The sequence below is a fragment of the Neorhizobium sp. JUb45 genome (assembly GCF_004343585.1).
GTDB lineage: Bacteria > Pseudomonadota > Alphaproteobacteria > Rhizobiales > Rhizobiaceae > Neorhizobium.
The window spans coordinates 604604-628609 of sequence record NZ_SLYW01000002.1 but is presented as its reverse complement, the minus strand read 5'-3'; the positions used below and the strand labels follow the sequence as shown (position 1 = coordinate 628609).

The window sequence follows — 24006 nt, the reverse complement described above, 5'->3', positions numbered from 1 at the left end:
GCCGGTCTATTCGCCGCTCATCTTTTCTTCCCAGTGGCGGCGGCAGAGCGAGACGTAACGGTCATTGCCGCCGACTTCCACCTGCGCGCCTTCTCGCACCACCTCGCCATCCGCACCGACGCGCACGACCATCGTCGCCTTGCGGCCACAATGGCAGATGGTGCGGACTTCGCGCAGCTCGTCGGCGATCGCCAGCAGTTCGTGCGAACCGGGAAAAAGCTTGCCCTGAAAATCGGTGCGCAGGCCATAGGCCATCACCGGAATGCCGATACGATCCGACACGCGGGCAAGCTGCCACACCTGCTCGGCCGACAGGAACTGCGCCTCATCGATGAAAACGCAAGTGATAGGCTCTTGGCCGTGCATCACCTCGATCTGGGCGTAAAGATCGTCGCTGGCGCGGAAAGGGATGGCTTCAGACGACAGGCCGATGCGCGACGCCACCTTGCCGGTTCCGGCGCGATCATCGAAGGCGGCGATGAAAATCACCGTGCGCATGCCGCGCTCCCGGTAATTGTAGGAGGCCTGCAAGAGCATGGTCGACTTGCCGGCATTCATCGTCGCGTAGTGGAAATAGAGCTTGGCCATGCCGGTGTTTTGGTCCGTACCGGCGACGGTTGAAAGATGGCCGGCGCAAAAACCACAGGAAATTGCAACCGGCCGGGGCTCCGCCCTCAGCCGTGGCTGGAATTGTTGGGCACCAGCGGCTGCTCGTCCTTCACCTTGGCGCGGTGGAAGATGAACAGGCCGGAAAGCACGATGATGGCGGCACCCACGAGTGTGTGTATCTCGGGAAACTCCCCAAAAAACGCCCAGCCGAATACGATAGCCCAGAGCAGCAGCGTATATTGCAGCGGTGCCAGAACCGAGGCCGGTGCCAGTTTCAGCGAGCGGGTGATCATCAGATGCGCCGAGCAGGACACCACGCCGAGCAGAAGCAGGGCGAGCAGCTGTTCCAGACTGAACGGAACCCAGGTGCCGATACAAAGAACAGCACCGGTGACGAGGCAGCCGAGTGTCTGCCAGGTGACGAGCGTGGTATCGGAGGTGGAGCGCAAAACGCGGCCGAGCACCATGGACAGCGCGAATGACAGGCTGCCGACCAGACCAAAAATGGACGGCCAGGACAGCATCGCTTCCGACGGGCGCAGCGCGACCAGAACACCGATAAAACCGATGGTAACGGCCAGCCAGCGGCGCCAGCCGATACGTTCACCCAGCAGGAAATGCGAGATTGCCGCCACATAGATCGGGCCGGCCATGTAGAAGGTCATGACATCGGCGAGCGGCAGATAGACCACTGCGGCATAAAACAGGCCGGTATCAGCCGTCGCCATGACGACGCGGGCAAGCTGCAGATGCGGCTTCTCAACCGTGACCAGGGAGGAGAGCGGACGGCGGGCGAGCATCGGGCCGAGCACGAAAAAGGCGCCGAACGAGCGCATCAGCAGGACCTGTCCCACGGAAAAGCTGGCAACCAGCCATTTGCCCATGGCGTCGTTCAAGGCGAACATGAGAATGCCGACGAGCATCAGGGAGATGCCGACCAGAACGGCGTTGCCGCCGACGGCCGAAGCCGCTGTTTTATTCATGACAGGAAGGCGCTCCAGGACGCCGGTTGCGACACGGTTTCAGGGCAAGGACGTTTTACGGTTTGCCGGCCGTTTCGACGCTTATTTTATCGGCGGCTGATACTCCGCTTGCGGGGCCGCCGCAAGGGGGATTAATGAGGCGAGAAGACGCAGTAAAGAGCCGATCGGTCCAGCAAGGTCAGCTATCTGTCATACTTGTGCAGTCATTATCGAATCCCCAGTTACCGGAAAACCCTCAGGAGATTTGATTGTCCGACTTCATCAGCTACCTCTTCGCCATCTTCGTCGTCACACCGTTGCAGGCGGAGTTGAGCGATCGGCTGCCAACGCCTGAGCTGATGGATGCGGCAAGGACTTGTATCACCAGCGAAGGCCCTCGCCTGTTGCAGATGGCGCAGGACAACTGGGGCTGGGCTGCGGCCAATGGCCTTGGCGTCGCTTTCGGCATGGTCGATCCGGTGACGCTGTTGTCCAACGAAGACGAAAACTGCCGCCTGGTGCGCGTGGCGCTGGAAAATAAAGATAGCGCCGACGCCTGATATTACCTTGATACCCTGCCCGTCCGGCAGGGTATTCTTCCCCTATTTGTCAATGTGCAAGAAATACGGCTTGCAGAACCGACATGTTCTCCTAGTTTCCCCGACCGTTATGCATTGTTTTGATCACGGGGTTGGGAAATGAGACTTTTTTGCCTTTCGCTGGCAGCAGCAGGTTTGATGGCGGGAGCCGCCAGTGCTGCCACCTGCGACACGAATTTCAAGGTCAGCGGCGTGCCGATGCTGTCGGCGATGAGCTACCGCACTTTCGAAGTGTTTCCGAAGGCGAAGGCGCCGGCCATGCTGCAGAAGCTGGCGCAGGCCGTATCCGCCGAAGGATTTGACGGCGTGAAGATCGATAAGGGCCTGTCCTCAATCAACGCCTTTCAGGAAACCACCGGTTCCGGCCGCATCCAGACGCTGCGGGTTGTTGCTCGCCAGCAGGGCGCCAATGTGCGCGTCGATGCCATTTTCGACATTCAGGCCGGTCAGGTAACCGACAAGAAAATCGTGCGCGAAGGCCTTTGCAACATTCTGGCCGGCGCCCACTAAGCTTCTGGCATTTCTTAAAAAATAAAAGGCCGGACGAGCGATCGTCCGGCCTTTTGCGTTATTCAAAATCGCTTGTGAAAAGTCCTTATCAAAATTCTTCCCAGGCATCGCCAGAGGGCGCGGCGGCGACAGCTGCCCTACCGCCGGAAACGCGACGCGCCAGATTGTTGACCATCTGGCGGGCGGGAGATGCGACCGGGCGCGAGGCATGCGATGCGGCCTGCGGTGTAGCGGCCGCACCGCTGCCGAGGTTGAACTGGCCGAGCAGATGCGTGAGTGCTGCGGCTTCGCTGGCGAGGCCGTGGCTGGCGGCGTTGGATTCCTCCACCATCGCGGCATTCTGCTGGGTGCTCTGGTCCATGGCATTGATGGAGGTGTTGATCTCCTGAATGCCGGTGGCCTGTTCGCGCGCGGCCTCGATGATGGCGCGCACCAGCGTGGAGATTTCCTTGACCTCGTCCTGAATGGCTTCCAGCGCTTCGCCGGTTTCACCAACCAGATCGACACCGGTGCGGACGTGGTTGCCCGACTTGCCGATCAGCACCTTGATCTCGCGGGCGGCAGTGGCAGAACGCTGGGCAAGCTCGCGAACTTCCTGGGCGACAACGGCAAATCCCTTGCCGGCTTCCCCTGCCCGTGCGGCCTCGACGCCGGCGTTCAGAGCCAGCAGGTTGGTCTGGAAGGCGATATCGTCGATGACGCCGATGATGCTGGAGATTTCACTGGAGGAGGTTTCGATTTCTTCCATGGCGGAAACCGCCTTGCGGACGACGTCACCGGAACGTTCGGCTTCGGTGCGGGCCTTCTCGACCAGCACGCCGGCTTCTTCAGCACGCTTGGCGCTATCGCGTACGGTGGTGGTGATTTCCTCAAGGGCTGCAGCTGTTTCTTCCAACGAGGCTGCCTGCTTTTCCGTGCGCTTGGCCAGATCGTCGGCGGCAGAGCGGATTTCGTCGGCACCCGAGGAGATGGCCGTGGCATTGCCGCCAACCGTCTTCAGTGTCGCCTGCAGTTTTTCCAGCGAGCCGTTGAAATTGCCGCGCAGCATGTCGAGGTGATCGACGAACGGCTGGTTGATGCGATAGGCGACATCGCCATCCGACAGACGCTGCAGCCCAAGCGCCAGCGCATCGACCGCAATTTTGGTGTCGGCGGCATCCTTGGCCTTGGCGGCGTCGCGGGCGCGGGTTTCCTGTTCCGACTGGCTGCGGCCGGCATCGGCTTCGCGGGTCAGGCGGGCGCTTTCAAGTGCCTGGCCACGGAAAATGGACACGGCCTTGGCCATCTGGCCAACGGCATCCTTCCGGCCTTCGCCCGGAATTTCAGCGGCGGTATCACCTTCGGACAGCGACACCATGCGGGCATTCAGACGATTGATCGGGCCGACGATGCTGACAGTGGCGATATAGAGGCCGAACAGGACAACGGCCACGATGGCGAGACCGAGAGAAACAAGACCGGTCGTGATGGTGGCGCCGGTTTCGCCATGCAGCTCGGCGGTGCCGGCATCGACTGCCTTCATCAATTCATCGTTGCCATTGGCAAACAGCGGCAGTGTCGCCATGACCTTGGCGCCTGCTTCACGCATGACGGTACGGGCCTGCACCGTCTGACCGGCCTGCGCGAGTTCGATAACGCGCTTTCCCATCTGGTCGAATTCATCCACCGCCTTCAACATGGCAGCGACTGCCGGACCGCGCGTCGGCACCAGTTCGGCCGTCTTGTTGACGCGTTCCTTCATCAGGACGAAGTCGCCCTGGTATTTCTTGACCGCAGCGGCGAATTCAGGCGAAGCCGGATCGTTGACCAGCATGAGGCCGAGCTGAAAGCCCATCTGCAGCAGACCACCGGTAGCGCGTGCGTTGAGCGTCGCGGCCATGCTCTCGTGGCTGATGAAATTCGTGTAACGCGTGTCTGCATCCCTGAACTGGGCACTGACATAGGCGAGGCCGGCGAAGGCGATAACGCCCATCAGGGCGATCAGCGCAACGATCTTGGTGCGGATCTTTGCATTATCGAGATATTGCAACATGGCGGGTTCCGAATGGCGCACAGACGACCACGCCCGGCCACGCAGGGAGCGGCCGATTTCAGGAAGATCTGTCGATGAAAATTGCTTGCATGGCAGCCGCTATCGCATACATCGCGACCCTAATCCCCTTACTGCCGACACTATAACTAGTCAGAGCGTGGTTTAAATTTGATTAAACGAAAATTCATAAGCATTAATTTTATCAATACATATAGTCACTTACGAGATATTTTCGGAATATCGCAATCTCTTGTAGAAATAACAGCAAAAATCCTGCCACCCAATGGTTGCAGGCGAATGTTCAATCGGAATAATACTCAGTTTCTGACGGGAGATGTAAAGCTTGACTGCGCGTAATCCCGCGATTTCGCGGCACCGGGCATGGATGGCAAGATATAGGTGGCGGCGACAGCCAAAAGCGCCACAGCCATGGACGTGGAAATCAGAACCAGCTTCATACTTGCCTCCTCCTTGGCGAAGTCACCCGTAACGACCGGCGACGCGATAAGTTCCGGAGGAGGCAGAAGCTGACGTTTAAGACTGCGGCTGAGGCTGCGGGAACTCCGCCAGACGGGCAGCGTAACGCGCCATGGTATCGACCTCGAAATTCACACGGTCGCCGGCCTTGCGCTCGCCCCAACTGGTGACGCCGAGCGTGTGGCGGATGAGGAGGATGTCGAAATCAGCGCCATTGACGGCATTCACCGTCAACGACGTGCCATCCAGCGCGACGGAACCCTTTGGAGCCACGAACCGAGCCAGATGCTCGGGCGCGCGCAGACGGATACGTACGGCTTCGCCTTCCGATTCGACCGAGAGAATTTCGGCGGTGCCATCGACATGGCCGGAGACAATATGGCCGCCGAGTTCGTCACCGATCTTGAGCGCGCGCTCCAGATTGACCTTCGTACCCTGGTTCCATGAGGCGATGGTGGTCAGGCGCAACGCCTCTTCCCATGCCTCGACCTCGAACCAGCGCTCGTTGCTGCCCTCGCCCGGAAGACCGGTGACGGTGAGGCAGACGCCCGCGTGAGAAATCGACGCGCCCATATCGATGGTCTTGGGATCATAGACGGTATCGATGCGCAGTTTCACACCTTCATCCATCGGTGTGACAGCGGAGACGGTGCCAACATCGGTAACGATACCAGTGAACATCAGGCGGACCTTTCGTATTCGAAGCGGCGATCGGCCCCGACCGGGGCGCTGCCGAGAGACATGAAGCTGGCCGGGATATCGGATGGCGTCAGCGGCGATTCAAGACCACCTTCACCGACGATCGTGTCGCTTACATAAAGGACGATGCGATCGACGAGATTTTCCGCGAGGAAGGCGCTGGCGACCGTGGCACCACCTTCGACGAGCAGCGTGGAGATACCGCGGGTGGCGAGGGTTTGCAAAAGGGATGTGAGAGTGGCGGCGTGCAGGTGGGTGATCGGTGCCATGCCATTGCCGTCGCCGACAAAGTCCCCCTCTGGCCTGCCGGCCATCTCCCCCACAAGGGGGGAGAAGACGTGCGGGGCCGTGCTGCCCGAATGGGGCATATCAGGCGCGACTGGGTTAAGCCCTCCCCCTTGTGGGGAGGGTTGGGAGGGGCCTTTGGCAGACTGATCGTGATCCTCGCATCGACATGATCGGGAGTGGTTGCCCAGCTCATCGACGGCACCTTCCGACAACAGGCCAGAGAGGGGTAACCCGCCCACAGCGGCCACGATCACCGGCACCACGTCCGCTGTCTGCGCCAACCGCGATGTCTGCGGAAACCGTCCGTCCCGATCAAGCACGATGCGGACCGGCGAGCGATCCTCCAGGCCCGGAATGCGCACCGTCAGTTCCGGATCGTCGGACAGTATCGTGCCGATGCCGACAAGGATGGCGTCGTTTTCGGCGCGCAGATGGTGAACCTCGGTACGTACCTCCGGGCCGGTAATGGAGATTTCCTCGCCGCGGCGACCGAGCATGCCATCGGCGGAAACAGCAAGCTTGAGAGTGACATAGGGCCGGCCGTTCGTCTGGCGCATGAGGTAACCGGCAAGCGCCCGCCTGCCCTCTTCCTCCAGCAATCCGGTTTCGACCGTAATTCCGGCATCGGAGAGTATTTTCAGCCCCTGCCCCGCGACGCGCGGATCGGGATCGGTGACGGCGACGACGACGCGGGCGACGCCGGCATCGACCAGCGCATTGGCGCAGGGCGGCGTGCGGCCCCAATGGGCGCAGGGTTCCAGCGTCACATAGGCGGTTGCCCCCCTCGCCTTCTCGCCCGCAACGGCGATGGCCTGGGTTTCGGCATGCGGCCGGCCACCGATTGCGGTAACCGCCGAGCCGACGATCGCGCCATCCCTGACGATGACGCAGCCGACGGAAGGGTTGGTTTCGGTGAGGCCGGTGTGCCTGCGCGACAACCGGATCGCTTCTTCCATGAAGCGGCGATCATCGGCCGATGTCGCTTCGGCCTCGCTGTTCGCGCCGGCCGTCACGATCAGGGATCCACGACGCTGTCGCGGCCGATCTTTGCGTTGATCTCGGCGATGACCTTTTCGAAATCCTCGGCATGCGAGAAATCGCGATAGACCGAGGCGTAACGCACGAAGGCCACGTCATCGAGGCTCTTGAGTGCTTCCAAGACCTGCAGGCCGATTTCTTCCGACGAGATTTCCGCTTCGCCGGAGCTTTCGAGACGCCGGACAATGCCGGACACGGCGCGTTCGATGCGGTCGGGATCGACCGGACGTTTGCGCAGTGCGATCTGGAACGACCGCACCAGCTTGTTGCGGTCGAACAGGGCCTTGCGGCCGGCTTTCTTGACGACCATCAGCTCGCGCAGCTGCACGCGTTCGAACGTTGTGAAACGTCCGCCGCAATCCGGGCAGATACGACGCCGGCGGATGGATGTTGCATCCTCCGCCGGGCGGCTATCCTTCACCTGCGTGTCTTCGGATCCGCAAAAGGGGCAGCGCATTCGCGATCAGTCCTCAAAATTACATGTACGGGTACATGGGGAAGCGTTCGGTCAGTTTCATGACCTTCTCGCGCACACCGGCTTCGACGGCAGCATTGCCCTCGTCGGAATTGGCGACCTTGAGGCCATCCAGAAGCTCGACGATGAGATTGCCGATCTCGCGGAACTCGGCTTCCTTGAAACCGCGCGTCGTGCCGGCCGGCGTGCCGAGGCGGACGCCGGAGGTGACGAAGGGCTTTTCAGGATCGAACGGGATGCCGTTCTTGTTGCAGGTGATGTAACCGCGACCGAGAGCAGCTTCGGCGCGCTTGCCGGTGGCGTTCTTCTTGCGCAGGTCGACCAGCATCAGGTGGTTGTCGGTGCCGCCCGAGACGATGTCGAGGCCGCCGGCCACCAGCGTTTCCGACAGTGCCTTGGCGTTCTTGACGATCTGGGCCGCGTAATCCTTGAAATCAGGCTGCAGCGCTTCACCGAAGGCAACGGCCTTGGCGGCGATGATGTGCATGAGCGGGCCGCCCTGCAGGCCGGGGAAAACGGCCGAATTGAACTTCTTTGCCAGATCCTCGTCATTGGTGAGGATCACGCCACCGCGCGGGCCACGCAGCGACTTGTGGGTCGTGGTGGTGGCAACGTGGCAATGCGGGAACGGCGACGGGTGCTGGCCACCGGCAACGAGACCGGCAATGTGCGCCATGTCGACCATCAGGTAGGCGCCGACCGAGTCTGCGATCTCGCGGAAACGCTTCCAGTCCCAGATACGGGAATAGGCGGTGCCGCCGGCAATGATCAGCTTGGGCTTGGTTTCTTCGGCCTTGCGGGCGACTTCATCCATGTCGAGCAGGTTGTCGCCTTCGCGCACGCCGTAGGAGACGACGTTGAACCATTTGCCGGACATGTTGACCGGCGAACCGTGGGTCAGGTGACCACCCGAGTTGAGGTCGAGGCCCATGAACGTGTCGCCCGGCTGCAGCAGCGCCAGGAACACGGCCTGGTTCATCTGCGAACCCGAGTTCGGCTGGACGTTGGCGAAGTTGACGCCGAACAGTTTCTTGGCACGCTCGATGGCGAGTTCTTCGGCGATATCGACGAACTGGCAGCCGCCGTAATAGCGCTTGCCCGGATAGCCCTCGGCATACTTGTTGGTCATGATCGAGCCCTGGGCTTCGAGCACGGCGCGCGAGACGATGTTTTCCGAGGCGATCAGCTCGATCTCATGACGCTGACGACCGAGCTCCTTGCCGATTGCGCCAAAGATTTCAGGATCGGTTTCGGCCAGCGGGCGGGAAAAGAAAACGTCGGTCGTCGACATATGCAAAGCTCCTCGAAGGGGTGGGCAAGCGATGTCAGGCGTATTAGCGGGCTGGCGACATCAGGGCAATACGGTGAACGACATTTGCAGGCCTGATGACGATTGGCGGTGCATATCTTTGCCGTCAGCCCTGCCGAAAATCAAAACGCCCTCCCGCAAAAACGGAAGGGCGCCTGACGATTGGCAAATATCGGCGACCGATTATTGCGGCAGCATATCGCTTTCGGTCAGCGCACCCTGGCGTTGCTCGACGCCGGTCGTGGTCTGCAAGGCCAGTTCCTGGCTGCCGTCCTGCTGATAGATATCGTCGCGGAACTGCACGACACGGTCCTTGGCTGACCATGCGGTGATGTAGACGATATAGACCGGCACTTCCTGCGCCAGCTTGATCGGCGTGTTCTGGCGTGTGGCGATGACGCGTTCCATTTCCTGACGCGACCAGCCGGGCGTGTCGCGCAGAAGCCAGGCATTGAGATCGCGGACGTTCTGGATACGCATGCAGCCCGAGGATTCGAAACGAATGAGCTTGTTGAACAGGCCCTGCTGGGGCGTGTCGTGCATGTATTCATTGTTCGGGTTGTGGAAGTTGATTTTGGTGGACGCCATGGCGTTGATCTTGCCCGGATCCTGGCGGAACATCAGGTTCGGCGCCTTTTCCGCATGCCAATCGACCGTTTCCGGTGCAACTTCCTGACCGCGACCGTCGAAGAGACGGATCTGGTTGCGGGTCAGATATGTCGGGTCCTTGCGCATCAGGGGCACGATATCCTTGACGATGATCGAGCGTGGTGCTGTCCAGTAAGGATTGAGGATGACCTCATAGACCTTGGAATTGATGACATGGGTCGGTCGGTCGATACGGCCGACAACGGCGGTGTTACGCAACGCCACGCGATCGTTTTCCACGGCTTCCACATAGGCGCCCGGAATGTTGACCATCATGTATCGGCTGCCGAGATCGCCCGACATCGACTGCAGGCGGATGAGGTTGGTTTCGAGCTGCGACAGACGCGTGCGGGCCGGAATATTCAGCGCCTTGACCGAGAATTCGCCAAGAACGCCGTCGGCAGGCAGGCCGTGACGCGACTGGAAGCGCTTGACCGCGCCATCGACATAGCTGTCGAATGCCGACGAGATACCGGCCTGACGCGACAGGTCGCCGGAAATCATCAGACGCTGGCGCAGCTGCTGCACGGCCGGATCATTGACGCCGAGACGCAGGGTCTGGCCGGAATTGACCTCAGGCCAGCCACCGTTCTGGACGATGCCCTGGTATTCCATGATGGCTGTCTGGATGTTGGTCGGTCCAGAGGGGCCGAGAACCGGGTTGTTCGTGCTGACGCTGGTGCTGGTGCTCGAACGGGCATCGAACTGGTCGTCCCAGCCGCCGCGGCGCGGCGCGTTGATCAGATCATCGATCGCCGATTGTGCAAGTGCTGGCGCCGCAAGGGCAGCAGCACCGGCCGAAACCGCCGTGCGCAACATGGTGCGGCGGGAAATCAGTTCAGATCCAATCTTCTTCGACATTTTCCTGTCCATCTCATCCGTAGGCATAAGGCAACACCCCTAAACGGATATGGTTAAAAATCGTTGCGTCCGCCGCAGCGGTTAGGCGCGGAAAACAAACGCAAGACGGGCTTTGTGTAGCTTGGCGGTCACATAGCAATATGGCCGATTCGTGTCAGCAAAACTTGCACTCACGCTGGCGTGTTGAGACGTGACCGGAAGGACACAGAAATGCTGCGGCGCAGCGTCAAAAGCTGGATGGCTTTCAGAGCTTCGGTCAATCAGCGGGAAAACATCGTCATGATGCGCCCGAACCAGCCTTTTCCACCGGCTTGCGGCGAAGGAAAGACATCGACCACCAGCCCGATCATTTTCCCAAGGGATACGAGCCTCTTTGCCTTCCGGCTGTCCGCAAGAGTGAAGACATAGTTGTCGCCGCCGCTATCGATCAGAAGGATCTGCAGTGCCAGTCTTTCGAGCTGACCCGACGCCTTGGCCAGCCAATCATCCGTGGCCGACATGACTCCGTCACCGCCAAGATCAACGCGATCCTCGGTATCGGGGCGTTCGGTCTTCAGAAGACGATTGATGCAAAATTCCACCTCGTCACCCTCAGTCTTCCAATCGACGACACATATGTGGTGGCTTCTGTAAAAATGGCTATCGCTGTCCATAAGCAGCGATAGCCACGTAAACTCGCGGCAATCGTCCAGCGTCATGTTGTCAAGGAGCCCATGCGTCCGCAGGTAATTTTGAGGATTGTAGGCGGCGAACATCAGGTGATCATCGATGAAAGCACGCGTCTCCTTGGTGCTGCCGCCCAAAACAGTGCAAAATTGCCCGAGACTGTTCCAGTCCAGTTCCTGACGGCTGACGTGTTGAAGCTTATGCTCTTCGGTGGCATCAGCCATATGATGGCGGGTGATATGCCGTTCGACGGCAAGAAAAGCAGTTTCCACCCTTTTTTGCATCGCAGGTTCCGTCACAGGCCGCCAATAGGACTGGATCTCCGCCAGGGTCGGCGGCCTTCCCTCGATCTCGATCCAGGGCGATTTTCGTGAACCGCGCTCGAAAAAACGCGCATCGACCATGCCGCCGACCAACACAAGCACATAGGTCACGTCGTCATCGTCCTCACCGCGGATTTCGATCGAACGCGCAACATAAAAGCCCTTGTAAGCTTCCACCTCCTTCTGCCGAATCGAGAAACTCGGTGTGCCGCTGACGCCGCTGGAACCGATGACGGACGCTGTCAGAAGACGTTCGATCCTGTCTGTGGTGACCACTTCGGATGGGAGGGGAGATAAAGGAAACCTGTCTTCGTAATACGGCATGTCGGGTAAAATCCGGGCTTATGAAATGCGGCAGGCGGTCGTCGCAGCTCTCAATCGTGCCAATGATCTATGGCCGCTCAGGCAGATGACAATGCAGATTTTTTCGCCTCATCCTCAACACCTGCGCAGAAAGCTCTTGCCATCAGTTCAGCTCGATTTCCGGCGGATACTGGCGGAAGCAGTCCTTGGCGATCACCTGAACCTGCGCCGGCCGCTCCAACATCATTTCGCTCAGGATATCCATCGTCTGCTGGATACGATCATCGGGAGCCAGCGCGTCGGTGGAAACCGCCGCCTCCTGCGGCCGGATGTCGGCCCGCGCCGCCGCCTTTTTCTCCTCCAGCTGCCGTTCCTTGAGGTCATCGTCGGCATAGGCATAAGCCATCACCGTGAACACGGCGACGCAGGTTTCAGCACCGGACGTGGGCAGATCCGCAGCAGGCGCCTGCCCTTTGGCCGGGAGCGTCGAAACGCCAAAGGCGCAGACGAGCGCCAATGCGGGTCCAAGCCAAAGCCAACGCTGTAAAATCGGTGAACGTGAAGTGGACGGCATGTTTGTCGCTATTCGTGTCTGGTTTGCGCCGCGATCCATCAGCGCAGTTCGCCGCCTGACAGATAGTTTCAGTCGGCGTCCACCACAATCGGCAAACACAACATGTCCACACCCGCGAGTGGCAACAATGAGATAATATGACTTATGCTTGCATTTGTCACAATTCTCACGGACAGTGCTTTTTGCGTCCGCTCTCTCGGGGAGGAGTTCGAGGGGGCAGATGAGGCATGACCATCAAAAGGGAGGGTGTTTCATGAAATTTTCGCGTCTTTTCATGCTTGCGACGGTTGCAACGGTGTTTTCCACCTTTGCCAGCGCGCAGGATTATCCGTCAAAAACGGTGACGATCATCGTACCATTCGCGGCCGGTGGTAATACCGATGCATTTGCGCGGCTGGTCGGAGAGCGGCTCGACCAGCGGCTGGGGCAACGTTTCATCGTTGAAAACAAGCCGGGAGCCGGTGGCAATATCGGGCTTGGCGAATTGGCGCGCGCCGAACCGGACGGTTATACGATCAGCATGGGCACGGTCAGTTCCAACGCCATCAACCAGACGCTTTTCAAGGAACTGCCCTATGACAAGGCGAAAGGTTTTGCGCCGATTTCGCTGATCGCCACCCTGCCGAACGTGCTGGTGGTGAACCCGAAGATCGAGGCAAAGACGGTGCCGGAACTGATCGCCTTCCTGAAGACCAAGCCCGGCGAGATCAGCTACGCCTCTTCCGGCATCGGCACGTCTATCCATCTGGCCGGCGAGCTTCTGTCTACCAAGGCGGGCGTGAAGATGAACCATGTTCCTTATAAAGCCAGCAATCAGGCGATCATGGATGTGGTGGCGGGCCATGTGGACATGATGTTCGACAACATTCCGACCGCCGCCCAACAGGTGAAGGCCGGCAATGTGCGAGCGCTGGCCGTGACCAGCCTCGAAAAAGCCGAGCTTCTGCCCGACGTGCCGACCATGGCGGACACCATTCCCGGTTTCGAGGCGACCTCCTGGCACGGCCTGTTCGCACCGGCAGACACGCCGCCGGAGATCGTGGAAAAGCTCAGCCGCGAAGTGCAGGCGATCATTGCCGATCCGCAGATGGTGGCCAAGATCAAGGGCATGGGTGCCACGCCGGTCGGCAATACATCCGCGGAGTTCAAGACCTTCATTGCCGGTGAAACGACGAAATGGGCCGAGGTCATCAAGGCCGCGAATGTTCCGTTGCAATAAACATCAATACCGGCCGGGCCAAAAACCCGGCCGGTTCCCGTCTTGACCACAGGCGCGCAATCGTTCGACATTGGCATCATGCAAATCAGAACCGCGACACCAGACGATGCGCCCGCGATGAGCGCCATGCTGCAATTGCTCGTTCAAGCGGGCAAACGCATCTCCCCTGCCCACGAGGCCTTTGTGCTGTCGCATTACATCGGGAACCCCGACGGCATTCGTTGTTCGTTGGCGGAGGACGATGATGGCTCGGTTCTCGGTTTTCAGTCGCTGGTTCTTGCGCGCGACGGCAACCGGTATGGCACGCCGATCGGCTGGGGGATTATCGGCACGCATGTCTCGCCACTTGCCGCGCGGCGCGGTGTGGGGCGACAATTGTTCGAGGTGACAGAGCTTGCAGCTGCCGCCGCTGGTCTGGAAAAGATCGAAGCGTTCATCGGCGAGAAAAATGCCGAGGGGCAGGCCTATTACGAAAAAATGGGCTTTGTGACCTACCGGCTGGCCGAGGGTGCGGTGTGCAAATGTTATGAGGTGGGGTGAGCGGCCGAGTCAGCGGGTACCACAAGGCAAAGCCTCCCATGACTTACCCTTTCGGACGGCTATCATTTATGGGCACGCAGGATGCAGCATAGACCCTTCTCCCCGCAGGCGGGGAGAAGGGATATGACGTACCGCCCTTAAGCCGCAATATGCGACAACCTTGTCCTCAAGAGTGAGATTTACCTGGCCCCAGCGCTCTGCCACATGCAAAGCCCCCGCCTCACTTCACACTGGCAACGATCGCGTCGAAAAACGCCATCGGGTCGATCGCTTCCTTGTCGGTCGGCTTTGGTTCGGCCGCCGTTTGGGCGATCACCACGTTATGGGCCGGATTGATGTAGACATATTGCCCCTGGATGCCGACGGCGCTGAAAGCTGCATCCTTCTTGGCGGCGTCGGTCCAGCCGGTCCACCACATGTAACCATATTCCAGCGCCTCGCCGCCTTTCAGCGTTTTCGGCGTGCTCGCCTCCTTCACCCAGCCATTCGGCAACACAACTTTTCCGCCGGCCTTGCCGTCTTCCAGCAGGAACTGGCCGAACCGGGCGAAATCGCGCAGCGTGGCGCTGAGGCCGCTGCCGCCGATTTCTATGCCATCGGGCGATTCCAGCCACCATTTGGCATCGGCTTCCATGCCGTAGGGCGTCCAGATCTTTTCCGAAAGGTAATCGGCCAGCGGCTTCTTGATGGCGCCGTGCAGGATTTCGGCCAAAACCTGGGTTTCACCGGTGCTGTAATTGTTGACCGTGCCAGGATCAGCCGCACGCGGCAGTTTTGCCATCACATCCATGGCGCCACCGGCCTTCTGGGCGATCTGCGCCTTCAACAGGGCGCGGCGGTCGGATGCGGGATCGGTGTATTTCTCGTTCCACTTGACGCCGGAGGACATCATCAACACATCGCGGACACTGACGCCGTCATAGGCGGTGCCCTTCAGCCGTGGTACGTAAGCGACGACATTGTCGTCGAGGCTCTTGATCAGCCCGTCCTTGACGGCGGCTCCGACCAGCGTCGAGGAAATCGACTTGGCGACCGACATCGACATCCACCGCGTCTTTTGCGTATTGCCGCGCTGATAGGTTTCATAGACGACCTTGCCATCCTTCAGCACGATCAGGCCTGTGACCTGATTGAGGGCAAGATAATCGAAAAGGTCGTAAGTTTCGCCATCCACTTCGGCGCTGACCTTGCCGAGTGGCTTGTCCGACTTGGAGAGTTCCGATGGCTTGCCGCCGGCCTTGACGGTGCGGGTCGGAAACAGTCGGTCGATATTGCGGAAGGTGCTGACGGCAAGATCGGGCGTCAGTGCGCCGTCATAGACCTGCTCCACCGTACCGATCGACTCGTCGGCATGCGGATAGGCTTCTTCGGCCGCAGCATTGTGTGGACCGGCGAACAGCGCGGCGGCAGCGAAAGCCGGAGCGATGCGGACGGTATCAAGCAGGATGCGGCGAAGAGAGATGTTTGGAGCAGGCATTCGGTTCCTCCCAGAGTGCGCTTTCGGCTCTTGTGCCGGCCCCGATGCACGTTGGCAAAAGCCGCATGAACGGGCTTTTCGGCGGGCGGCATGGATGTTGATATAGCCGCCGGTTCCGCCATATCAACGGCGGCGGATGCCGCTTTTGGACGAGGACGCGAGGGAGGATGAGGATGCCGGGATATTTGCGGATGGCTATGGCGCTTGCCGCCGTCTGGCTGATGGGCACGGTATCCGTGCAGGCACAGCAGATGCGCCAGGAGGATGTCATCCTCTCGGTATCGGGCAATACCATCCGTTGGGCCGCGGTCTACAAGCTTTTACCGGAACCGGCCGATGATCCCTATTTCCATGTGCGGGTGTTCGAGCGCAGCAAAGGCTGGGAGCCGTGGCGCTATACGCAACTGGCCTTCCACATGGCGGTGACACGCCAGGCGCTCGACAACAGCCGAACAGACCAAAAGGCAAAAACATACAATTACAAGGATGTGGAGATTCTGGGGGCTTATCGCCGCTGGCTGGACGACGCGTCAGCGCGTGAAGCGGTGCCTGTCTGCCGGACGGATATTCTCGACTGCATCCGCCGGCTCAAGCGTTAAGCCCGTCAGCGACCGGCAATGGCGTAATTCGCATCTGCCACCATTTGCGGGCGATTGTCGGGCACGTTCTGGGCGGCAAAAACCAGCGCTACCAGAAAAGCCAGCCTCCATGCGATGCCGCGTAACAGACCTTCCGAAGCGTTCATGACCATTCTCTCCTGAAAAAGCATGACGCCATTGTCCGCCAGCCGCGACTTTGCACAATGCGGAAGATACAAGGAGAGGCTTCGGATAATCCGAAGGGTCTGAAACCGGACCATCAGACGGGAGGAAAACCATGCGCTTCGACCTGACGGATCTGCGGCTGTTTCTGCATGTGGTCGAGGCGGAAAGTATCACGCAAGGCGCCGAGCGGGCCGGCATGGCGCTGGCTTCGGCCAGCGCGCGCATCCGCGGCATGGAAGAGACGAGCGGCACTCTGCTGCTCGACCGTGGTCCACGCGGCGTGCGCGCCACACCGCCCGGCGAGGCGCTTGCCCACCATGCCCGCATCGTGCTCGGCCAGATGGAACAGATGCGTGGCGATCTGCAGCTTTATGCGCGCGGCCTGCGCGGGCATATCCGCGTGTGGTCCGGCCGCGCCGCCATGGCGCACCTGCCCGGTGCGCTGCGTTGTTTTCTGGTCGATTATCCGGCGATCGACATCGATCTCGAAGAGAGGCAGAGCGTCGATGTGGTGGCAGCCGTGGCCGGTGGGCTGGCGGATCTCGGCATTGCGGCCGACACGACCGACACAGGATCGCTGGAAACGAGGCCTTTCGAGGTGGACAGGCTTGTGCTGATCGCGCCGCACGGCCACAGGCTGTGCAGGCGGCAATCCGTGGCGCTGCGCGAGGTTCTGGACGAACCATTCGTCGGCCTGCCCGCCGACAGCGCATTGCAGGGGCATCTGGCCACGCATGCGGCGCGTGAAGGAAAACCATTCAAGCTGCGCATCCGCCTCGACAGTTTCGAGGACATCTGTTCGATGACCGGCAGCGGCGTGGGACTGGCGATCGTGCCGGAGATCTATGCGCAGAAATACCGCGAGGAAAGCGGGCTTGAGATTATCGCACTATCGGACCCATGGGCTTTGCGACACCTGCTGATCTGCGCCCGCAGCTTTGCCGCGCTTCCGGTGCATGCCCGCAAACTGGTCGATTATCTGACAGGTTCTGTCGCGAAATGAGTCATTTCCCGACTTGATAAAAGATCAATTTTTATATTCGTTCATAAACCTAAATTATTGCGGCGACTGTATTTCTGCCGGCTGATTGTAGATGAATATGGACCGAGCACTTCTATGCCGTTTGCAAATAGCGAAAACTCCAGGAACTTCTTTGCGTTTCTGGACCTCTATTACGAACACTCCAGAATATGCGGCGACGACCAGGTAATCGACTGGCTGGAAAAGCGTGGCAGCGATCCGGATTTCTGGCATGAGACGGCGCTCACCTGGCACTGGGAAGCCGGGGTGGATATTCTGCACTGGATCATTCGGCAGCCGACCTGCGAAATGGCAACCGCCTCATGGATCCTGATTGAAGCGCTGTCCGAGGGCGATCTTTACCCGACTGCCGCCGATTACGTTGCTTCCGATCTCGCGTTTTTCGACATGTGCCGGGATATCACGGAGCGCTGGCGCGCCGGTTTCTATACATCGAACCGCCTCGGCTTCACCAAGCAGCAGGCCATCAATTTCGACCAGAGCGTCGCGGCCTTCAACCGCCAGCGCCTGCTCATCGGCAATCCATCCCTTTGGCAATTGCCGCGCGCCGCCTTCGGCCCGTTCAAGGGCGCTCAAGCCATATCCGCGAAGGATGCCGTGTTCGAGCGCGGACAGTTGCGCATGACCATGCAGCATTTTTCCGAAACGCATAAGGGCGCGTTGAAACTGCCGAAATAAGACGGCGCGCGCGCCGCAAAGCTCACATGCAAATGCCGCCCGTCATTGCTGACGGGCGGCATTTTCGTGTTTGACAGGGTGTGATCAGGCCCGGTGCGGCGCCCTCAGACGCAGGGCGAAGGCCCGGCATCGGTGGCGAGATAGGGTTTCAACTCTTCAGGTGCGTCATTCTGAAAGTCGGCCCTGGAGATCAGCGACACCTCGGAGAAGGCGCGCAACTGTTCGCCGAGGATGGGCGGCACGATCTGCGCCGGCAGCCGGGCAGTTTTGGCGATGGCAAGCTCGGTCCCGGCCGGATCGGACGTCGCCATGTCAGGCAGCAAATCGACAGCGCCTCTGCGGATACGAACGAAATCCTCGAGACGCGCCACGATGCGGTCCTTGTAGGGTGTCTCACACAGCCGACCTTTGAACACCTGCATGGAACAGACGAGAAAACGCGCCGCCGTTTGCGGGTGCAGCGGCACTTCACCGTGTTTGGCAGCATAATGTGCGGCATTGCCATTGAGGCGCGTCAGGCAGCTTTCATACAGTTCGCGGTCCATCGCATCGGGTCCTTGCGAGGTCATGGTCATCTTGACCATCATTGCCATCGGACCCGCCAACAGGCCGTCCGGCGCATTCGGTCCGTAGGAACGGTCGAACATTTCCGGTTCGTAAGCAAAGATCCGGATGTTTGGCCCTTCCGATCTGGCCGGAGCAAACGCCCTGACCACATCGCCCGCGAAGAAACAGACACCAGTAAAAACCGCTACCGCGACACCGAGCGCCAAACGCACATCGCCGCGCGAGAGGCGCCAGTCCCCCGAGGCATCCTGGCGCATGGCGCGATAATCATCGATCGGTCGATCCAGTTCGGATACGCCCTTCTTGCCGAATTTCATTGGCACCCCTGCCCTTGCGAAAATTTCCGCTACGAACAGAATACCCCGCAGCCTGCTGAGCAAACCACAAATTCAATTAGAAAATTGACAGAATAAACGGCGCAATTTTTATTATTCTCAAAACAATTCATCGGCACTTTTGAGCCGTTGCTTCCACACAAGATGAAATATCATCTCTTCGCCACGCCATCCCGTTTTCTTTCTGCCTCGACATGAGAGATATGAAGCGTTCCCGCTCAGGATGGATCAGCCCGCAATCTGCGGCCGATATAGCTGGGCCCCACCTTTTTCGGCAGCGGAAAGAAGGCGTCGATCGCGCGTCCACAAGCTTGCGTGAGGGGTAAACAGAACTGAACCAAGAATGTGAGAATCCGTATAACCGATGCCCATGCTGAACAGAGCTAAACGGTCAATCATCGTCAGAACGTCGCCATGTGTAACAACGATCGCCTTCCGCTGAGCGGCCAGCAAAGCAAGTACATTCTTGCGATCATGCAGACTGCCGAGCGCCAGTTCGCCGATAATTGCCGGATGGATGAGCAACCGGTCATCCTTCAGAATATTGTTCAATTCCGGCTCTCCATGCCGGAAATGGTCGATCCAGATCGACGTGTCGACGAGGATCACCTTGTGTCAGCAACCCGTTGACGGGGCGCCGCCTCCGCGTCCGGCATCGTGCCGCCAAGACTTGCAAGCTTCTTGCCGGTTTCGACACGCACCAGCGTTTCGAGCGCCTGACGAACCAAAGCCGATTTCTCTTGCGTGCCCGTTAGCAGCCGCGCCTCTTCGATAAGCGTATCGTCAATGTCGATTGTCTGGCGCATCCAGCCTCTCCACCGTTTCACGGTGAAAATATCACCATCACGCCGTCAAATCCATGTCTGTCAGGCGTGCGGGCTGCACGCGAAAAACCGGAGGCGCAGGGGCGCATCCGGTATTGATCGCATCTGGAGGTGTTTTGTTTTTGTTGCCGGTGGCCGGCCCGTGGATGGGCCTGGCCGCGCAGAGAGTTGTCGCGATGGCGACCGATTACATGCGGTAGGCGATCGAGTCGTTCCAGAAACGGTCGAGGCGCTGCAGCAGCTTGTTCATCTGCGAAAATTCGCCTTCGCCGATGCCGCCGACCTTTTCGATCGAGCCGATGTGGCGATCATAAAGCTTGGCAACCGTTTCAGCGATTTCCTGGCCTTCCTTGGTCAGGCTGATGCGAACCGAGCGACGGTCGATGCGCGAACGCTGGTGGTTGATGAAACCGAGGTCTACCAGCTTCTTGACGTTGTAGGAAACGTTCGAGCCGAGGTAATAACCACGCGAGCGCAGCTCGCCGGCGGTCAGTTCGGAATTGCCGATGTTGAACAGCAGGAGTGCCTGGACGGCGTTGACATCGTCGCGACCCTGACGGTCGAACTCGTCCTTGATGACATCGAGAAGGCGGCGGTGAAGACGCTCGACCAGATGCAGGGATTCCATGTAAAGACCACGGATAGAGTCTTCATGCGGATTGGCGACTGCCGCAGCCTGCGGCTTGATTTTTGCGTTCAACATTTCTTGCCTCACTGTTTTGTTTGGCGGTGTGTTTGTTTGTTCCCGCCTTGTGAGAGACACTATCGAATGCGCATAAAATTCGACTTAAAACACACGGCTAACAGCCGGTAAACGCACATTTCCCCATTGTGGCGCGGGTGGGGCAGAAGCCGCGTTAAGCAAATCAGCCCTATGTTTTTCAATGGCTTATCGGAAAATTTCGATCCAATTTTAACGAAAATTGCTTGGGAAAGCTGGTTAATCAGTCGTTACCCGCTCGGCATTTTTGCGGGTTTCGAGGTAAATCGCGACACGAAAGAGCACATAAAGGGCGATCACCAGCGCATGCATGAGGCTGATGAGAAGGCCATGTCCAAAGATTTCCGGCCAGACTTGATACATCAGCAACTGGGTGCCGGCCGCCAGCGCCCAGAGAACCGGCCCCCAGGACACGGCAAGCCACAGGCCAAGCGACGCGACCGGGAAAAGCATGGCCAAAGTGGAGGCCGCCGCACGCCATGGAAAGCTCAACAGATCGAACCGGCCGCGCCCGCCAAAACTGTAGCCGGTGATCATACCCCAGTATTGCAAGCCGAACCAGAAACAGGACACGGCGACAAGCCGCAGGAAAGCGACGTAAAGCAGTTGCGTCAGCGAACGTTTCGGGCGGCTCAGAGAATCAGGTTCCATGCTGCGGACGATAGCCGCGGTTCCCGCGGATCGCCAGAGCCCTGCGATCGCTGCCTATGTCGTGAGTGCATACAAGATGCGGTGTCAGATCAATTCGCAAAACGCAGGTCGCATGATATGGGATCGGCAACATATCAAGAAGAGTAAGAGGCATATCATGTCCGACAAGACACATCTGGTGGACGAAATCACCGGACACCGCCGCATGCGGCGCAACCGCAAGGCCGACTGGACACGTCGGATGGTTCAGGAGAACCGCGTGACGGTGGACGACCTGATCTGGCCGATCTTCATCGTTCCGGGTACCAATATCGTCGATCCGATCAAGGCCATGCCCGGCGTCTTTCGCCTGAGCGTCGACAAGGCAGTGGAAGCGGTGAAAGAGGCAGCAGATCTCGGCATCCCCGCCGTTGCCCCCTTCCCCGATATCGAAATGGACCTGCGCGATGCGACCGGCTCCGGCATTCTCGACCCGAACAACCTGATCAACCGCTTTACCAGCGCGGTCAAAAAGTCGGTTCCCAATATCGGCGTGATCAGCGATGTGGCGCTCGACCCCTTTACCAGCCACGGCCATGACGGCATTTTGCGCGATGGCGTGATCCTCAACGACGAAACGGTCGATCAGGTGGTGAAGGCGGCGATCCTGCAGGCCGATGCCGGCTCCGACATCATCTCGCCGTCGGAAATGATGGACGGCCGTATCGGCGCCATCCGTCGCGGGCTGGATGCGGCAGGCCATCAGGATGTCGGCATCATGTCCTATGCGGCGAAATTCTCCTCCGGCTTTTATGGCCCCTATCGCGAGGCGATCAATACCGGTGGCCTGCTGAAGGGCGACAAGAATTCCTATTACGTCTCGCCCGCCAATGGCACCGAAGCACTGCGTGATGCGGCGCTGGATGTCGAGGAAGGCGCCGACATGCTGATGGTCAAGCCCGGCCTGCCCTATCTCGATATCTGTTGGCGCGTGAAGGAAGCGTTCGGGCTTCCGACCTATGCCTATCAGGTGTCCGGCGAATATTCGCAGATCAAGGCCGCTGCCATGCAGGGCTGGATCGAGGAGGAACGGGTGATGATGGAAACGCTTCTCTGTTTCAAGCGCGCCGGCTGCGATGGTATCCTGACCTATTTTGCCGTGGACGTGGCAAAAAAGCTCGCCAAGGGTTGAGCGCGCGCTCCCATATATACAAAGAGCCTCTGACCGGCGGACTTGTGCCGCCGGTTTTCTCCACCATATCTGTTATGGTAAAATCCCGTATCGGGAAAAGGAGAAGACAAGACCATGAGCCTCGATCCCAACACTGCCGTCGTCGCACCTGAAGACTGGCGCGCCTATAGCGGCGTGCTGATGCGGCGCTCATTCGCCTTCATCCTCGATTATCTGATCGTGCTGCTGTTGTGCATTCCAGCCGCCATCATCGTGTTTTTCCTCGGCGTGCTGACGCTGGGGCTCGGTTTCATGCTTTACCCTGCCCTGTTCGTCATCGTGGCGCTGCTTTATTTCGGCATGACGCTCGGCGGCCCGGCCCAGGCCTCCCCCGGCATGCGCGCCGCCGGCATCACCATGTTGCGGCTCGATGGCCGTCGCATGGATTTCATGACCGCCATGGTGCACACGGTGCTGTTCTGGCTGATCAACTCGTTCCTGACGCCGCTGATCCTGCTGGCCGGCCTGTTCACCGACCGCTCGCGGCTGGTGCATGACTTTCTGCTCGGCACGGTGATTGCACGCACAAGCTGAGCCTTAAACAGGCCTGAATTAAAACTTTTGATGACCTGTCATGCGGGCAGCACTGCCCGCATGTTGACGTTTTGCGAACTTAGGTCATGCTAATGGTATTCGTTGCAACGCACACTTGTCAGAACCAGGGCTTCGACCAGGGATGAACTCGCAGATTTCGCCATCACCGCAGTTCTATCTGACGGCTCCGGCAGCGTGTCCCTACCTTCCGGGTGAATTCGAGCGCAAGGTGTTTACCCACCTCGTCGGCCCACGCGCGGCCGAGATGAACGACCTTCTGACCCAGGGCGGTTTCCGCCGTTCGCAGAACATCGCCTACCGCCCGGCCTGCGAGGCCTGCCGCGCCTGTGTTTCGGTACGCATTCTCGTCGACCAGTTCGAGCCGAGCCGGACTATGCGCCGTGTGTTGTCCGCCAATAGCGATATCACCGCAGAGATTTATCCGGCCCAGCCCTCCACCGAACAGTTTTCGCTGTTCCGCACCTATCTCGACAGCCGCCATCAGCGCGGCGGCATGTCCGACATGTCGGCGCTCGATTATGCGATCATGGTGGAAGACACGCATGTGAACACCCGCGTGATCGAATACCGTCGGCGCGTGGAGGGTGCGGGCATCGGCGCCGCCAAGGGCGAGCTTGTCGGTGTGGCACTGACCGACATGATGAGCGACGGGCTTTCGATGGTCTATTCGTTCTTCAATCCAGAACTGGAAAAGCGTTCCTTCGGGACCTTCATGATCCTCGACCACATCAACCGCACCCGCACGCTCGGCCTGCCGCATGTCTATCTCGGCTATTGGGTGAAGGGCTCAGCGAAGATGGGCTACAAGACGCGGTATCAGCCACAGGAACACCTGACGGCACGAGGCTGGGAATTGTATTCGGAGGATGAGGGGTAAGCCCCCTCAAAATCGGTGAGGATTAACGCATCGTCATTCCCAAGGAGGCGATTGAGCCTTTTGGGTGGAAGGCCGATCAGCCGGCTCGAATTGCATGCGGAAGTATCATGGCGTTTTGACAAGGCTGGCGGATAGTTGATGCTGCTTGAGGCAGCGCCGGTGCAACACCATCT

28 protein-coding genes are annotated in these 24006 nt (G+C 59.5%); 10 read left to right on the top strand and 18 right to left on the bottom strand.

Annotation, left to right across the window (positions count from 1 at the left end; translation table 11 throughout):
* Positions 1-6: 6 nt before the first annotated feature.
* Both EDF70_RS09810 and EDF70_RS09805 read right to left on the bottom strand, forming a co-directional pair.
* Positions 7-588, bottom strand: a complete 582-nt coding sequence (locus EDF70_RS09810) for a thymidine kinase (protein ID WP_132273155.1) — start codon at positions 586-588, stop codon at positions 7-9.
* 86 nt (positions 589-674) lie between these two features.
* Positions 675-1592 (bottom strand): DMT family transporter, encoded by a 918-nt coding sequence (locus EDF70_RS09805; RefSeq protein WP_132273154.1) that lies wholly within the window; start codon positions 1590-1592, stop codon positions 675-677.
* A gap of 248 nt (positions 1593-1840) precedes the next feature.
* Between EDF70_RS09805 and EDF70_RS09800 the strand changes: the two genes are divergently transcribed.
* Both EDF70_RS09800 and EDF70_RS09795 read left to right on the top strand, forming a co-directional pair.
* Positions 1841-2131, top strand: a complete 291-nt coding sequence (locus EDF70_RS09800; protein WP_132273153.1) for a hypothetical protein — start codon at positions 1841-1843, stop codon at positions 2129-2131.
* Positions 2132-2269: 138 nt separating this feature from the next.
* Positions 2270-2680 carry a hypothetical protein gene (locus EDF70_RS09795; RefSeq protein WP_132273152.1) on the top strand — a complete coding sequence of 137 codons (411 nt, stop codon included), beginning with the start codon at positions 2270-2272 and terminating at the stop codon, positions 2678-2680.
* Positions 2681-2768: 88 nt separating this feature from the next.
* Here EDF70_RS09795 and EDF70_RS09790 read toward each other — a convergent pair whose 3' ends face one another.
* The 9 genes from EDF70_RS09790 to EDF70_RS09755 all read right to left on the bottom strand — a co-directional run bounded on the left by EDF70_RS09790 (position 2769) and on the right by EDF70_RS09755 (position 12316).
* Positions 2769-4712, bottom strand: coding sequence for a methyl-accepting chemotaxis protein (locus tag EDF70_RS09790; protein WP_281033568.1), 1944 nt, complete (start codon positions 4710-4712; stop codon positions 2769-2771).
* A gap of 317 nt (positions 4713-5029) precedes the next feature.
* The gene (locus EDF70_RS29970; protein ID WP_165931980.1) at positions 5030-5170 is read right to left on the bottom strand and encodes a hypothetical protein; all 141 of its coding nucleotides are present in this window, start codon (positions 5168-5170) and stop codon (positions 5030-5032) included.
* A 76-nt stretch (positions 5171-5246) separates the two neighbouring features.
* The gene (locus EDF70_RS09785) at positions 5247-5870 is read right to left on the bottom strand and encodes a riboflavin synthase (protein WP_132273151.1); all 624 of its coding nucleotides are present in this window, start codon (positions 5868-5870) and stop codon (positions 5247-5249) included.
* Positions 5870-7189 carry a bifunctional diaminohydroxyphosphoribosylaminopyrimidine deaminase/5-amino-6-(5-phosphoribosylamino)uracil reductase RibD gene (gene ribD / locus EDF70_RS09780; RefSeq protein WP_281033567.1) on the bottom strand — a complete coding sequence of 440 codons (1320 nt, stop codon included), beginning with the start codon at positions 7187-7189 and terminating at the stop codon, positions 5870-5872. The genes EDF70_RS09785 and ribD overlap by 1 nt, the downstream gene beginning before the upstream one ends.
* Before the next feature lie 2 nt (positions 7190-7191).
* The gene (gene nrdR, locus EDF70_RS09775) at positions 7192-7671 is read right to left on the bottom strand and encodes a transcriptional regulator NrdR (protein WP_132273150.1); all 480 of its coding nucleotides are present in this window, start codon (positions 7669-7671) and stop codon (positions 7192-7194) included.
* 19 nt (positions 7672-7690) lie between these two features.
* Positions 7691-8986 (bottom strand): serine hydroxymethyltransferase, encoded by a 1296-nt coding sequence (gene glyA, locus EDF70_RS09770; protein WP_281033566.1) that lies wholly within the window; start codon positions 8984-8986, stop codon positions 7691-7693.
* Positions 8987-9181: 195 nt separating this feature from the next.
* Positions 9182-10507, bottom strand: a complete 1326-nt coding sequence (locus EDF70_RS09765; protein ID WP_132273148.1) for a L,D-transpeptidase family protein — start codon at positions 10505-10507, stop codon at positions 9182-9184.
* A gap of 260 nt (positions 10508-10767) precedes the next feature.
* On the bottom strand, positions 10768-11577 hold the full coding sequence (locus EDF70_RS09760; protein WP_132273147.1) for a hypothetical protein: 810 nt from the start codon (positions 11575-11577) through the stop codon (positions 10768-10770).
* 385 nt (positions 11578-11962) lie between these two features.
* Positions 11963-12316, bottom strand: coding sequence for a hypothetical protein (locus tag EDF70_RS09755; RefSeq protein ID WP_132273146.1), 354 nt, complete (start codon positions 12314-12316; stop codon positions 11963-11965).
* A gap of 310 nt (positions 12317-12626) precedes the next feature.
* Here EDF70_RS09755 and EDF70_RS09750 point away from each other — a divergent pair, with 310 nt between their 5' ends.
* Positions 12627-13592 carry a tripartite tricarboxylate transporter substrate binding protein gene (locus EDF70_RS09750; RefSeq protein WP_132273145.1) on the top strand — a complete coding sequence of 322 codons (966 nt, stop codon included), beginning with the start codon at positions 12627-12629 and terminating at the stop codon, positions 13590-13592.
* 42 nt (positions 13593-13634) lie between these two features.
* Positions 13635-14132: a GNAT family N-acetyltransferase gene (locus EDF70_RS09745; protein WP_348639716.1), complete on the top strand. Its 498-nt coding sequence runs from the start codon at positions 13635-13637 to the stop codon at positions 14130-14132.
* A 220-nt stretch (positions 14133-14352) separates the two neighbouring features.
* Here the strand turns inward: EDF70_RS09745 and EDF70_RS09740 are convergent, their stop codons facing one another.
* Positions 14353-15609, bottom strand: a complete 1257-nt coding sequence (locus tag EDF70_RS09740; RefSeq protein ID WP_132273144.1) for a serine hydrolase — start codon at positions 15607-15609, stop codon at positions 14353-14355.
* 191 nt (positions 15610-15800) lie between these two features.
* Between EDF70_RS09740 and EDF70_RS09735 the strand changes: the two genes are divergently transcribed.
* Positions 15801-16208: a DUF5086 family protein gene (locus tag EDF70_RS09735; protein WP_245519106.1), complete on the top strand. Its 408-nt coding sequence runs from the start codon at positions 15801-15803 to the stop codon at positions 16206-16208.
* A gap of 5 nt (positions 16209-16213) precedes the next feature.
* On the opposite strand, the gene EDF70_RS29965 is transcribed toward EDF70_RS09735, so the two are convergent.
* Positions 16214-16354: a hypothetical protein gene (locus EDF70_RS29965; protein WP_165931979.1), complete on the bottom strand. Its 141-nt coding sequence runs from the start codon at positions 16352-16354 to the stop codon at positions 16214-16216.
* Positions 16355-16485: 131 nt separating this feature from the next.
* Between EDF70_RS29965 and EDF70_RS09730 the strand changes: the two genes are divergently transcribed.
* Together EDF70_RS09730 and EDF70_RS09725 are read left to right on the top strand one after the other, a co-directional pair.
* Complete coding sequence (locus EDF70_RS09730; protein ID WP_132273142.1) at positions 16486-17376, top strand: LysR family transcriptional regulator; 891 nt, start codon at positions 16486-16488, stop codon at positions 17374-17376.
* A 114-nt stretch (positions 17377-17490) separates the two neighbouring features.
* Positions 17491-18093, top strand: a complete 603-nt coding sequence (locus tag EDF70_RS09725; RefSeq protein WP_132273141.1) for a DUF4274 domain-containing protein — start codon at positions 17491-17493, stop codon at positions 18091-18093.
* A 104-nt stretch (positions 18094-18197) separates the two neighbouring features.
* Here the strand turns inward: EDF70_RS09725 and EDF70_RS09720 are convergent, their stop codons facing one another.
* From EDF70_RS09720 to EDF70_RS09700, 5 genes are all read right to left on the bottom strand, one after another.
* Positions 18198-18977 carry a hypothetical protein gene (locus EDF70_RS09720; protein WP_132273140.1) on the bottom strand — a complete coding sequence of 260 codons (780 nt, stop codon included), beginning with the start codon at positions 18975-18977 and terminating at the stop codon, positions 18198-18200.
* A 246-nt stretch (positions 18978-19223) separates the two neighbouring features.
* The gene (locus EDF70_RS09715) at positions 19224-19604 is read right to left on the bottom strand and encodes a PIN domain-containing protein (RefSeq protein WP_132273139.1); all 381 of its coding nucleotides are present in this window, start codon (positions 19602-19604) and stop codon (positions 19224-19226) included.
* A complete protein-coding gene (locus EDF70_RS09710; RefSeq protein ID WP_132273138.1) occupies positions 19601-19801 on the bottom strand; it encodes a type II toxin-antitoxin system VapB family antitoxin in 201 nt (66 codons plus the stop codon). The genes EDF70_RS09715 and EDF70_RS09710 overlap by 4 nt, the downstream gene beginning before the upstream one ends.
* A 205-nt stretch (positions 19802-20006) precedes the next feature.
* Complete coding sequence (locus tag EDF70_RS09705) at positions 20007-20519, bottom strand: MarR family winged helix-turn-helix transcriptional regulator (protein ID WP_207908245.1); 513 nt, start codon at positions 20517-20519, stop codon at positions 20007-20009.
* A 240-nt stretch (positions 20520-20759) separates the two neighbouring features.
* Positions 20760-21191, bottom strand: a complete 432-nt coding sequence (locus tag EDF70_RS09700; protein ID WP_132273136.1) for a DUF6163 family protein — start codon at positions 21189-21191, stop codon at positions 20760-20762.
* Between the two features lie 157 nt (positions 21192-21348).
* Here EDF70_RS09700 and hemB point away from each other — a divergent pair, with 157 nt between their 5' ends.
* The 3 genes from hemB (at position 21349) to EDF70_RS09685 (ending at position 23833) form a co-directional block, all read left to right on the top strand.
* Positions 21349-22362 carry a porphobilinogen synthase gene (hemB, locus tag EDF70_RS09695; protein WP_132273135.1) on the top strand — a complete coding sequence of 338 codons (1014 nt, stop codon included), beginning with the start codon at positions 21349-21351 and terminating at the stop codon, positions 22360-22362.
* A gap of 114 nt (positions 22363-22476) precedes the next feature.
* Positions 22477-22935, top strand: a complete 459-nt coding sequence (locus EDF70_RS09690; protein ID WP_132273134.1) for an RDD family protein — start codon at positions 22477-22479, stop codon at positions 22933-22935.
* Positions 22936-23077: 142 nt separating this feature from the next.
* A complete protein-coding gene (locus EDF70_RS09685; RefSeq protein WP_132273133.1) occupies positions 23078-23833 on the top strand; it encodes an arginyltransferase in 756 nt (251 codons plus the stop codon).
* Positions 23834-24006 lie beyond the last annotated feature (173 nt).